The following is an 11965-nucleotide window of genomic DNA, read 5'->3' as shown; positions in this document are numbered from 1 at the left end:
GCAAGAAGGTAACGCCAGACCCGTTTATTGTGAAGTTCTGGCGCCCGATCCTATGAAAATTCCTGCAGATGTACAGCTTTTGTTAATAGAAGGTCACAAAAGCGGTAAAAGGATCACTAAACTGTTGGTTTCGAAACTAAAGTAACCGAGAAATTGCTGCAGCCGAGCGCGGCGAGGGTGGTGCGGGTGGCATCAAACTGGCTCAGCGTGGCGTCGGCGCTTTCTGCCAGCACTGCCTGCTGAATCTCCTCCAGCGCTTCGTTGTGCATATTCATCAGAATCAACGCGGCCTGTAATGGCGGCAGGCTCGGGTTAAAGGCGGCATTTTCGGCATAGCGCCCGGTGTAAATCTGGCCGCTGCGGCTCTGCACCGCCACGCCGCTATAACTCTGGCTGTACGGTGCATGGCTGTGGCTGGCGGCATCAATCGCGGCCTGCTGCAGCACATCGCCCTGCGGCAGGAAACCGTGGTCGACGGGGGTAAGCAGCCGTTCGCTGATATTGAGATCGGCCGGGCCAAAGGCGTCCGGTAAATAGTCGGCCAGCGTGCTGACCGCGCGGCCCGGCAGGCTGATGCGAATCGCCGTACCGCTATTCAGTTCATTCATAAACTGGCGGCAGTGCCCGCACGGCGTGTAGTTGACGGTAATGGTCGCCAGCTGCGCTTCGCCCCGCAGCCAGGCATGCGTGACTGCGCTCTGCTCGGCGTGGACCGTTTGCTGCAGCGGCGCATGTAAAAACTCCATGTTGGCACCAAAGTACCAGTGGCCAGTGATGCCGCGCGCAATAGCGCCCACGTTAAAGTGCGAAACCGGTGCCACGGCACAACAGGCGGCAATCGGCAGCAGTGCGAGTGCCAGCGCATCATCATCCAGACCGGTTGCCTGTTGCAGCTGAGTCACCTCCTGCGGTCGCAGCACGCCGTGAAAATCAGCGGCGTCCAGCAGCGGCTGAAGCGCGCTCTGCAGCGTAGCGGGCAGGGCAGAGAAAGCGGAAGTGAATCGTGCATGCATGATGTTATGGCCTCATTAACTCGTCAGTGGCGAAGCGCCGCCTCAAGGTTTATATGTGATCCATGTCGCTATGACAATGCAAGCTGATTGGCTTGTTTCAACTTTGCGAGATCTCTCGCAAGTTTTACCCCAGTAAGCGCATCAGCAAAGGAAAAATGAAAGGCGCCAGTAACGAGGTGATGATGCCGCAGATTACCAGCGCCAGTGAGCTGAAGGCGCCTTCCTGATAGTCAATCTCCGCGGCGCGCGCGGTGCCGAGCGCATGTGACGCGTTGCCAATCGCCAGCCCGCGTGATGACTTGCTGCGCACTTTAAACAGATTCAGCAGCATGTGACCAAACACCGCGCCCAGCACGCCAGCAATCAACACGCAAATGGCGCTGATGGCCGGAATACCGTGTAGCGAGCCCGACACTGCCATGGCGATGGGCGTGGTCACTGACTTCGGCAGGATGGTGGCTGCGATTTCCGGCGTCGCCCCCATCCACAGCGCGATCGCCGTGCCGGACACCATGGCGGTAATGCTACCGATAAAACAGACGCTAATGATGGTTTTCCAGCGCGCGCGAATCTGGTGCATCTGCTCATACAGCGGCAGCGCCAGCGCCACCACGGCGGGCTGCAGCAGCTGATTAAGCAGCGCGCTGCCGGCGAAATAGCGCGCGTAGGGCAGGTGCGTCAGCAGTAGCAGTGGAATAATGATCGCCATGGCTACCAGCAGCGGATTGACGATAGAGAGGTTGATTCTGGCTGCCAGACGGCGTGCCAGCAGATACGCCACTACGGTAAGTGGCAGTGACCACCAGGCGTCACTCATGGCCAGACTCCTTCGGACGCTGCAGGCGCTCGGCGCTCAGGCCGACAATCAGTAATACCAGCAGGGTGCTGACCATGCAGGAGACGACAATCGGGCCAAACTGTGCGCTGAGGATATCGGTGTAGCCCATCACGCCAACGCTGATCGGTACAAACAGCAGCGCCATGTAGCGGATCAACAGCTGACAGCCGAGTTTCACCCACGTTACCGGGATAATCTGCAGCGCCAGCAGGGCAAACAGCAACAGCATGCCAAGGATGCTGCCGGGAATGGTAAATGGCAGCAGGGCGGCAAGGCCGTTGCCGGCGTACAGCGCGGCATAGACGATGGCAAAGGCGCGCAGATAGCGCCAGCAGGCAGATAGCACGGTGGGCATGTCAGGCTCCTGTTTTCGTGGCGCTTCATCATACGCATTAAGCGCTTAGCGTGCTAGCGATCACACTGGAATGCAGATTCAGGATTTCAACACCTTTGCTTTGAAGCTGAGTAAAGCGGCGTAAGCTGGTGCGCAGAGCGAAGGAGCAGCGATGAACCACACCGTGCAACCTCAGCGCGCGCTGCGAAAGGCGATGCCGCAAGCGGAGCAAAAACTATGGCGTTATTTACGCAACCGAAATGTGTGTGGCGCGAAGTTTCGCCGCCAGCATCCAGTTGGAGGGTATATCGTTGATTTTGCCTGCGTTGAGCGATCGCTAATCGTGGAACTGGATGGTGGACAGCACAATGCGCCTGAAGATCAGGCTTACGATGCCCGACGCACGGCGTATTTACAGCGCTGCGGCTGGCGCGTAATTCGCTTCTGGAATCATCAGGTGTTTAATGAGTTTGAGGCGGTGATGGCGGAGATTTATCGCTGCCTGATGTTAGCGCGATGAGCGCGGTGCGGTTTTCCCCTCACCCCAGCCCTCTCCCGCAGGCGGGAGAGGGGGTAGTCTTATGCGGGGTTTTGCTATGTGCAGGCCTGACTCTGAACCCAAACCCCGCACTCAGCGGTTCCCTCTCCCGCAGGCGGGAGAGGGTTAGGGTGAGGGCCAGCGCGCACCAACCGTTATTACACCGGCATAGTCGGCTGGGCACCGCTATTCACTGTCAGCACAAAGCTGCGCTTCTGGAATCATCAGGTGTTTAATGAGTTTGAGGTGGTGATGGCGGAGATTTATCGCTGTCTGATGCTGGCGCGATGAGCGCGGTGCGGTTTTCCCCTCACCCCAGCCCTCTCCCGCAGGCGGGAGAGGGGGTAGTCTTGTGCGGGGTTTTGCTATGTGCAGGTTTGATACCTGGGTAACAACGTGCGCTGTTCGGTCCCACCGGCAAAAGCGGGAGAGGGAGGCAATCGAACGAGGTGCAGGCCTGGCTCTGAACCCAAACCCCGCACTCAGCGGTTCCCTCTCCCGCAGGCGGGAGAGGGTTAGGGTGAGGGCCAGCGCGCACCAACCCTTACTTCACCGGCATACCCGGCTGCGCGCCGCTATCCACTGACAGCACAAACAGGTCTTTGCCGCCAGGCCCGGCAGACAGCACCATGCCTTCGGACACGCCGAAACGCATTTTGCGCGGCGCCAGGTTGGCGACGATGATGGTCATCTTGCCCACCAGCACCGACGGATCCGGATAAGCGGCGCGAATGCCGGAGAAAATCTGGCGCTTCTCGCCACCCAGATCCAGCTGCAGACGCAGTAGCTTATCGGAACCTTCTACCAGCTCAGCCTGCTCGATCAGCGCCACACGCATGTCGACTTTGGCGAAGTCATCAATGGTGATGGTCTCGCCAATCGGTGCATCGGCCAGTGGACCGCTTGCCGCTGGCTGGTTCGCCGCCGCTGCGTCCTCTTTCGAAGCCGCAATCAGCGCCTCCACTTTTGCCATCTCAATACGACCATACAGCGCTTTAAACGGCGCTACGCTGTGGTTGAGCAGCGGCTGCGCAATGCCATCCCAGCTCAGTTCGCTTTGCAGGAAGGCTTCTGTGCGCTCGCTCAGCGACGGCAGTACCGGCTTCAGCCAGGTCATCAGCACGCGGAACAGGTTGATGCCCATCGAGCAAATCGCCTGCAGGTCGGCATCACGGCCTTCCTGTTTCGCCACCACCCACGGTGCCTGCTCGTCAACGTAGCGGTTGGCCAGATCGGCCAGCGCCATGATCTCGCGGATCGCACGGTTGTATTCGCGGCTGGCCCAGGCTTCACCAATCTTCTCTGACGCATCAACAAAGGTCTGATACAGCGCCGGATCCGCCAGTTCGCTTGCCAGCTGGCCGTTAAAGCGTTTGGTGATAAAGCCGGCGTTGCGCGAGGCGAGGTTCACCACCTTATTAACGATGTCAGCGTTCACGCGCTGGACGAAATCTTCCAGATTGAGGTCAATATCGTCGATGCGCGAAGAGAGCTTGGCCGCGTAGTAGTAGCGCAGGCTGTCGGCATCGAGGTGCTGCAGCCAGGTGCTGGCTTTGATGAAGGTGCCGCGCGATTTCGACATCTTCGCGCCGTTCACCGTGACATAACCATGCACAAACAGGTTGGTTGGCTTGCGGAAATTGCTGCCTTCCAGCATCGCTGGCCAGAACAGGCTGTGGAAATAGACGATGTCTTTGCCGATGAAGTGATACAGCTCGGTGCTGGAATCTTTCTTCCAGAACTCGTCGAAATCGATGTCGCCGCGTTTGTCGCACAGGTTCTTGAACGACCCCATATAGCCGATTGGCGCATCCAGCCAGACGTAGAAGTATTTGCCCGGCGCGCCAGGGATCTCGAAGCCGAAGTACGGCGCATCGCGGGAGATATCCCACTGTTGCAAACCGGCTTCAAACCACTCCTGCATCTTGTTCGCCACCTGCTCCTGCAGCGCGCCGGAGCGCGTCCACGCCTGCAGCATCGCGCTGAAGGACGGCAGATCGAAGAAGAAGTGTTCAGAATCGCGCATCACCGGCGTCGCACCTGACACCACCGATTTCGGCTCAATCAGCTCGGTCGGGCTGTAAGTCGCGCCGCACACTTCGCAGTTATCGCCGTACTGATCGGGCGATTTACATTTCGGACAGGTGCCTTTGACGAAGCGGTCAGGCAGGAACATGCCTTTTTCCGGATCGTACAGCTGCGAAATGGTGCGGTTTTTAATGAAACCGTTCTCTTTCAGGCGCGTGTAAATCAGCTCAGACAGCTGGCGGTTTTCGTCGCCGTGCGTGGAGTGATAATTGTCATAGCTGATGTTGAAACCCGCGAAATCGGTCTCATGCTCCTGCTTCATTTCCGCAATCATCTGCTCCGGCGCGATACCCAGCTGCTGGGCTTTCAGCATGATCGGCGTGCCGTGGGCGTCGTCCGCACAGATGAAGAACACCTGATTGCCACGCATTCGCTGGTAACGGACCCACACGTCAGCCTGAATGTGTTCAAGCATGTGACCTAAGTGGATAGAGCCGTTTGCGTACGGCAGGGCGCACGTTACCAGTAGTTTTTTAGCGACTTGAGTCATAATTTGCGTAGCATTCCGTGAATAAAAAATCGGGCTTAGATGTTAACCGAAGCACCCTCTGGCGTAAACACAGCAGCTCGGCCACGTCACTTTTAGCGCCTATCTGATATGATTGATGGCACACCGCCATCGTCTGGCGTCATGACTAAATAAGGAGTTGGGATGACCGCACAATCCCGGGACCATCATTCACCTGAAGCATTGCGCGCCGTGGTTATCGGCGTGCTGAGCGAGTTTGAGCATCCGACGCTGCAACACAATCTGACTACCCTCAAAGCGCTACGCCACGTGGCGCTGCTCGACGACAAGCTGCACATTGAACTGGTGATGCCATTTGCCTGGGCCAGCGCGTTTGAGGCGCTGAAAGCCCAGACCAGCGCGGAACTGCTGCGCCTGACCAACACGCGCGCCATCGACTGGCGGCTGCGTCATGACATCGCCACCCTGAAACGCGTGAAAAATCAGCCGGGCGTCAACGGCGTGAAAAACATCGTCGCCGTCAGCTCCGGTAAAGGTGGCGTGGGCAAATCCAGCACCGCCGTGAATATGGCGCTGGCGCTGGCGGCCGAAGGCGCGCGCGTCGGTATTCTCGATGCGGATATTTACGGCCCGTCGATCCCGGACATGCTCGGCACCGAAAAGCAGCGCCCCACCTCGCCGGATGGCACGCACATGGCACCGATCATGGCGCACGGCCTGGCAACCAACTCTATCGGCTATCTGGTGACCGACGATAACGCCATGGTGTGGCGCGGACCGATGGCCAGCAAGGCGCTGATGCAGCTGCTGAATGAAACGCTGTGGCCGGATCTCGATTACCTGATTCTGGATATGCCGCCGGGCACCGGTGACATTCAGCTGACGCTGGCGCAGAACGTGCCGGTGACCGGCGCGCTGGTGGTGACCACGCCGCAGGACATTGCGCTGATTGATGCGCGCAAGGGCATGGTGATGTTCGAAAAAGTCAGCGTGCCGGTGCTGGGCGTGGTGGAAAACATGAGCATGCACATCTGCAGCGAATGCGGCCATCACGAGCCGATTTTTGGTACCGGCGGTGCGCAGAAGCTGGCTGAGGATTATCACACCCGCCTGCTGGCTCAGCTGCCGCTGCACATTAATCTGCGCGAAGATCTCGACGATGGTGAACCGACTGTGATTCGCCGTCCGGAGAGTGAATTCACCGCGCTGTATCGTGAACTTGCGGGCCGGGTTGCCGCCCAGCTTTACTGGCAGGGTGAGGTGATTCCGGGCGACATCGCCTTCCGCGCGGTTTAAGCCTTAGCTGCCGCTGGTGCGTGACGCCAGCGGCAGGTGCATCAACACGTACTGGCCCTGTTCGCTCTCTCCCAGCGCTTCGCGCTGCCAGCCGTGCTGCTGATAAAACTGCAGCGCCGCTTCGTTCTGGAGCAGACATTTCAGCGCGCCGGTGGAGGTAAAACGCTGCTGCACCGCGTTCAGCAGCGCACTGCCGACGCCCTGGCCCTGAAAGGCCGGATCAACATACAAACTGTGCAAAAAATTATCGTTATCCATCACGCCGGCAAACCCTGCGCGGTGGCCGTCGATCTCCGCCACCAGTACCGTTTCACCGGGAATAATCGCGTCGAAATCTTCCAGCTGCCAGTCGTCGCCGGCCAGCCATGTCCAGTTATGACGGCGCGCCGCGAGATACAGTGTGCGTAAGAAAGGGCGGTCGGCTTCTTCAAAAAGACGAATTTTCACTTCCAGACTCCATGACGAGTAAGCGGGCACGTTTTGTAGCGGAGTTGTGCACGCAGTAAAATCGTGCAGCAAAGATGATTGAATGTTTATAAAAAAATAGCAGTTGCCGTGCGCAAAGATAAAGCCTGTTAACTCTGCGGCTTTTCTGTGTAGAATGCCGCGGCAAGCCGCATCAAATCTGGCGTCGGCACTTTGATAGCTTTTGATTATCTGATTGATAACGTCTGCATATTAGAAGTTGGCCCGAAAATTATGTAGCCTGCATCACATCTTTTTAACGGAGGTCACCCATGTCTATCATCAATACCAAAATCAAACCGTTCAAAAACGCTGCATTCAAAAACGGCGAATTCATCGACGTAACCGAGAAAGACGTTGAAGGTAAATGGAGTGTTTTCTTCTTCTACCCGGCTGACTTCACCTTTGTATGCCCGACTGAACTGGGTGACGTGGCAGACCACTACGAAGAGTTCCAGAAACTGGGCGTAGACATCTACTCCGTTTCAACTGACACGCACTTTACCCACAAAGCCTGGCACGGTTCTTCAGACACCATCGCGAAAATCCAGTACGCGATGATCGGCGACCCGACCGGTGCTCTGACCCGTAACTTCGAAATCATGCGTGAAGCAGAAGGTCTGGCTGACCGCGGTACTTTCATCGTTGACCCGGAAGGCATCATCCAGGCCATCGAAATCACTGCAGAAGGCATCGGCCGTGACGCGTCTGACCTGCTGCGTAAAGTGAAAGCGGCTCAGTACGTGGCTTCTCACCCAGGTGAAGTTTGCCCGGCTAAATGGAAAGAAGGCGACGCAACGCTGGCTCCATCACTGGACCTGGTTGGCAAAATCTAAGTCACCTACGCCCTTTGATCTTTCTTCCATCGGGTGCTGCGGCACCCGATTTTCTTCACAGGAACTCACTATGCTCGACACCAATTTAAAAACCCAGCTCAAGGCCTACCTTGAGAAACTAACGAAACCGGTTGAGTTGATTGCCACACTGGACGATGGCGCAAAATCCGCAGAGATCCGTACTCTGTTGACCGATATCGCGAGTCTGTCTGATAAAGTCAGCTTCCGTGAAGAGAACGATCAACCGGTACGTAAACCATCATTCCTGATTACTAACCCAGGCAGCCACAGCGGTCCGCGCTTTGCCGGTTCGCCAATGGGCCACGAATTTACTTCACTGGTGCTGGCTCTGCTGCAGACCGGTGGACATCCGTCGAAAGAGGCGCAGAGCCTGCTGGATCAGGTTGTTGCGCTGGACAGCGACCTGCATTTCGAAACCTATTACTCTCTGTCGTGCCACAACTGTCCGGACGTGGTACAGGCGCTGAACCTGATGGCGGTGCTCAATCCACGCATCCGTCATACCGCCATCGACGGTGGCATGTTCCAGAACGAGATCACCGAACGCAACGTCATGGGCGTGCCGGCGGTTTACCTCAACGGCAAAGAGTTCGGTCAGGGTCGCATGAGCCTGGCAGAAATCGTCGGTAAGGTAGACACCAACGCGGATAAGCGTGCGGCTGAAGAGCTGAACAAGCGTGACGCCTATGAAGTGCTGATCGTCGGCAGCGGCCCGGCGGGCGCTGCGGCGGCCATCTACTCGGCGCGTAAAGGCATCCGCACCGGCCTGATGGGCGAGCGCTTTGGCGGCCAGGTGCTGGACACCGTTGACATTGAAAACTACATCTCCGTGCCGAAAACCGAAGGGGCGAAGCTCGCCGGTTCTCTGCGTGCGCACGTTGATGACTATGACGTTGACGTGATCGACACCCAGAGCGCCATCAAGCTGATTCCGGCAGCCAAAGAGGGCGGCCTGCACGCCATCGAAACCGCTTCCGGCGCGGTGCTGAAATCACGCAGCATCATCATTGCTACCGGCGCACGCTGGCGCAACATGGGCGTTCCGGGCGAAGAGCAGTATCGCACCAAAGGTGTAACCTACTGCCCGCACTGTGACGGCCCGCTGTTTAAAGGCAAACGCACGGCGGTGATCGGTGGCGGTAACTCCGGCGTTGAAGCGGCCATCGATCTGGCCGGTATTGTCGAGCACGTTACGCTGCTGGAGTTCGCCAGCGAAATGCGCGCCGATAAAGTGCTGCAGGATAAACTGCGCAGCCTGAAAAACGTCGATGTGATCCTCAACGCGCAGACCACCGAAGTAAAAGGCGACGGCAGTAAAGTTACCGGTCTGACCTACATCGACCGCAATAACCAGACCAGCCACGAACTGGCGCTGAGCGGTATTTTCGTACAGATTGGCCTGCTGCCTAACACCAACTGGCTGGAAGGCGCGGTAGAGCGCAACCGCATGGGCGAGATCCTGATCGACGCCAAAGGCGAAACCAGCCTGAAAGGCGTATTTGCCGCCGGCGACTGCACCACGGTGCCGTACAAGCAGATCATCATTGCCAGCGGGGAAGGGGCTAAAGCATCACTGAGCGCGTTTGATTACCTGATCCGCACCAAACCGGCTGAATAAGTTTTGCGATAGCCACGCAAGCGCCCTGCAACCTGTGTTGCGGGGCTTTTTTTTATCCCAGCCAGCGACGCGCCTGTTCATCGCTGATATCGCGATAATAAATTTTATGGATGCGCTCGCCGCAGCGTTTGCATTCGGCTTCGAGGTACGTGGAGTACCGGTAACGGCCGCCGGGGGAAACGGCGCCTTGACGGGAAATGGTGATATTGTGCCAGTGGTGCGCGTGCGGAAGAAAACTGAATAAAGTCATTAGCGATTCCGGGTGAAGGTGAAACAGCGGTCTTCAAATCCGGAAGGGAATTAGGCCGCGTTATGCCGCCGGCCGGTTTGATATTAATCAAGTTGCGCGCTTTCTTCTGTTTATTTCCCGCCTACTGCCCCGGCAGATTAAATTAACTATCCTGATGAATTTTAGGGCTTTTGGGAAAATTGATCTCCGTCGATTTGTTTATATTTTCCTGATGATCAAAAAATCATGAAAATTGATGGCGCACGTATTTTTGCTCATCGTTGTCCGACAAAAAAAGTGCACCTGCCGCAGGATTTACAACTTTAAGCTGACCCTTTATGCTGTGAAGGCACGTCTGACACGGACGTGCATGACTCGGGGTGCCCTTCTTTGTGAAGGCTGAGAAATACCCGTAATACCTGATCTGGATAATGCCAGCGTAGGGAAGTCAGATGCCTGACCGCATTCGCCTTCCTGATTGCCGGTTGGGAGCCTTATGACACAGCCTGACCCTCTTTCCCCGGCGCAACTCGCGCACTCTCTGCAACTGCTGCGGCAGCAGGCACCGCTGGTGCACTGTATGACCAACGACGTGGTGCAAACCTTTACCGCCAACGTGCTGCTGGCACTGCAGGCTTCGCCCGCGATGGTGATTGATGGCGATGAAGCGGCGCAGTTTGCCGGTTTTGCCGATGCGCTGCTGATCAACGTCGGTACGTTAACCCGTGAGCGCCGCGATGCGATGCTGGCGGCGGTACAGGCCGCTAACCAGGCCGGCACACCATGGACGCTCGATCCGGTGGCGGTAGGCGCGCTAACCCTGCGTACGGAATTCTGTCAGCAACTGCTGAGCCTGCGACCGGCGGCCATTCGCGGCAACGCTTCAGAGATTCTCGCCTTAGCCCACCAGGCCACGGGCGGACGCGGCGTGGATAGCGTGCATCAGGCCGATGCCGCACTGAACGCCGCGCAGCAGCTGGCGCAACGCTGCACGACTATCGTCGCGGTAACCGGCGAAGTCGATTACGTCACCGATGGCCGCCAGACGCTGGCAATTCCCGGCGGCAGCCCGCTGATGACGCGCGTGGTCGGCACCGGTTGTGCGCTATCCGCCGTCGTCGCGGCGTGCAGCAGCCTGCCGGGCGAGCGCATCCAGCACGTGGCAGCGGCCTGCCGCGTAATGTCACTGGCGGGAGAGCAGGCCGCGCGCGGCGTGGCAGGGCCCGGCAGCTTCGTCGCCGCTTTTCTCGATGCGCTGTGGACGCTGGAGGTGGCGGCATGAAACGCATCAATGCATTGACCATTGCCGGCACCGATCCCAGCGGCGGTGCGGGCATCCAGGCGGATCTGAAAGCCTTCTCCGCGCTCGGCGCGTACGGTACCAGCGTGATTACCGCGCTGGTGGCACAGAACACCCGCGGCGTGCAGTCGGTGTATCGCATCGAACCGGCATTTGTCGCGGCGCAGCTCGACTCGGTGCTGGACGACGTGCGCATTGACGCCGCGAAAATCGGTATGCTGGCGGAGACGGCGATCGTTGAGGTGGTGGCAGAGAAGCTGAAACGCGCCAGCCTGCCGTTTGTGGTGCTGGATACGGTGATGATTGCCAAAAGCGGCGATGCGCTGCTGTCGCCCGATGCGGTAGCCAGCATTCGTGAACGGCTGCTGCCGCAGGTATCGCTGATCACGCCCAATCTGCCGGAAGCCGCGGCACTGCTGGGTTGCCGCATGGCGCAGGACGAGGCGAGTATGCTGCAGCAGGGCGATGCGCTGCTGGAACTGGGCTGCGAAGCGGTGCTGATGAAGGGCGGTCATCTCAGCGATGTGGAAAGCCCGGACTGGCTGATCACCCGCGCCGGCCGCCAGCGCTTTACCGCACCGCGCGTTAACACCCGTCATACGCACGGCACCGGCTGCACGCTGTCGGCGGCGCTGGCGGCATTGCGACCGCGCCATGCGGACTGGGCGGGCACCGTAGCGGAGGCCAAGGCCTGGCTGCAGCAGGCGCTGCTGCACGCCGATTCGCTGGAGGTCGGTCACGGCATTGGGCCGGTGCATCATTTCCATCAGTGGTGGTAGGGCGTAACGCCAGATTGCCGTTTTTTCACTGCGTATCCGTCTGAAAAATGGAGTCAGCAATTTGCCAGCCTGGCGCGTTTCGGTCCAGGCTGTGGGGGCGAATCGGCAGGTGCCGGTTCTTTTCCAGCCATTTATCAGGAG

12 protein-coding genes and 1 riboswitch are annotated in these 11965 nt (G+C 58.3%); of the genes, 6 read left to right on the top strand and 6 right to left on the bottom strand.

From position 1 onward, the window contains the following. Nucleotides 1-116 precede the first annotated feature (116 nt). The 3 genes from cdd to FT726_RS05330 form a co-directional block, all read right to left on the bottom strand. Nucleotides 117-1013, bottom strand: coding sequence for a cytidine deaminase (gene cdd / locus FT726_RS05340; protein ID WP_346302541.1), 897 nt, complete (start codon nucleotides 1011-1013; stop codon nucleotides 117-119). A gap of 124 nt (nucleotides 1014-1137) precedes the next feature. Continuing rightward, nucleotides 1138-1830 carry a CidB/LrgB family autolysis modulator gene (locus FT726_RS05335; protein WP_021509288.1) on the bottom strand — a complete coding sequence of 231 codons (693 nt, stop codon included), beginning with the start codon at nucleotides 1828-1830 and terminating at the stop codon, nucleotides 1138-1140. Beyond that, nucleotides 1823-2206, bottom strand: coding sequence for a CidA/LrgA family protein (locus FT726_RS05330; RefSeq protein ID WP_346302540.1), 384 nt, complete (start codon nucleotides 2204-2206; stop codon nucleotides 1823-1825). Before FT726_RS05330 ends, FT726_RS05335 begins: the two co-directional genes overlap by 8 nt. Nucleotides 2207-2357: 151 nt before the next feature. Between FT726_RS05330 and FT726_RS05325 the strand changes: the two genes are divergently transcribed. Next, entirely contained in the window at nucleotides 2358-2705 is a 348-nt protein-coding gene (locus tag FT726_RS05325; RefSeq protein WP_088516611.1) for an endonuclease domain-containing protein, read from the top strand. A 562-nt stretch (nucleotides 2706-3267) separates the two neighbouring features. Here the strand turns inward: FT726_RS05325 and metG are convergent. Further along, nucleotides 3268-5301 carry a methionine--tRNA ligase gene (gene metG / locus FT726_RS05320; RefSeq protein WP_031280054.1) on the bottom strand — a complete coding sequence of 678 codons (2034 nt, stop codon included), beginning with the start codon at nucleotides 5299-5301 and terminating at the stop codon, nucleotides 3268-3270. A 162-nt stretch (nucleotides 5302-5463) separates the two neighbouring features. Here metG and apbC point away from each other — a divergent pair, with 162 nt between their 5' ends. Next, a complete protein-coding gene (apbC, locus tag FT726_RS05315) occupies nucleotides 5464-6576 on the top strand; it encodes an iron-sulfur cluster carrier protein ApbC (protein ID WP_058757266.1) in 1113 nt (370 codons plus the stop codon). A gap of 3 nt (nucleotides 6577-6579) precedes the next feature. Here apbC and FT726_RS05310 read toward each other — a convergent pair whose 3' ends face one another. Continuing rightward, nucleotides 6580-7023, bottom strand: a complete 444-nt coding sequence (locus FT726_RS05310; RefSeq protein ID WP_058757267.1) for a GNAT family N-acetyltransferase — start codon at nucleotides 7021-7023, stop codon at nucleotides 6580-6582. Nucleotides 7024-7313: 290 nt separating this feature from the next. Between FT726_RS05310 and ahpC the strand changes: the two genes are divergently transcribed. Together ahpC and ahpF are read left to right on the top strand one after the other, a co-directional pair. Beyond that, nucleotides 7314-7877 carry an alkyl hydroperoxide reductase subunit C gene (gene ahpC, locus FT726_RS05305; RefSeq protein ID WP_010617942.1) on the top strand — a complete coding sequence of 188 codons (564 nt, stop codon included), beginning with the start codon at nucleotides 7314-7316 and terminating at the stop codon, nucleotides 7875-7877. 70 nt (nucleotides 7878-7947) lie between these two features. After that, complete coding sequence (gene ahpF / locus FT726_RS05300) at nucleotides 7948-9516, top strand: alkyl hydroperoxide reductase subunit F (RefSeq protein ID WP_058769944.1); 1569 nt, start codon at nucleotides 7948-7950, stop codon at nucleotides 9514-9516. A gap of 52 nt (nucleotides 9517-9568) precedes the next feature. Here ahpF and FT726_RS05295 read toward each other — a convergent pair whose 3' ends face one another. Then, complete coding sequence (locus FT726_RS05295) at nucleotides 9569-9766, bottom strand: hypothetical protein (RefSeq protein ID WP_282996088.1); 198 nt, start codon at nucleotides 9764-9766, stop codon at nucleotides 9569-9571. A 345-nt stretch (nucleotides 9767-10111) separates the two neighbouring features. Continuing rightward, nucleotides 10112-10208, top strand: a riboswitch (TPP riboswitch). A 33-nt stretch (nucleotides 10209-10241) separates the two neighbouring features. Here FT726_RS05295 and thiM point away from each other — a divergent pair. Both thiM and thiD read left to right on the top strand, forming a co-directional pair. Then, on the top strand, nucleotides 10242-11027 hold the full coding sequence (gene thiM / locus FT726_RS05290) for a hydroxyethylthiazole kinase (RefSeq protein WP_288421977.1): 786 nt from the start codon (nucleotides 10242-10244) through the stop codon (nucleotides 11025-11027). After that, nucleotides 11024-11824 carry a bifunctional hydroxymethylpyrimidine kinase/phosphomethylpyrimidine kinase gene (gene thiD / locus FT726_RS05285; protein ID WP_282996087.1) on the top strand — a complete coding sequence of 267 codons (801 nt, stop codon included), beginning with the start codon at nucleotides 11024-11026 and terminating at the stop codon, nucleotides 11822-11824. The genes thiM and thiD overlap by 4 nt, the downstream gene beginning before the upstream one ends. Nucleotides 11825-11965: the final 141 nt, after the last annotated feature.

This window comes from Pantoea sp. Morm (assembly GCF_016643525.1).
In the GTDB taxonomy this organism is placed as follows: domain Bacteria; phylum Pseudomonadota; class Gammaproteobacteria; order Enterobacterales; family Enterobacteriaceae; genus Pantoea; species Pantoea dispersa.
This window is presented reverse-complemented; position numbering and strand designations above follow the sequence as displayed.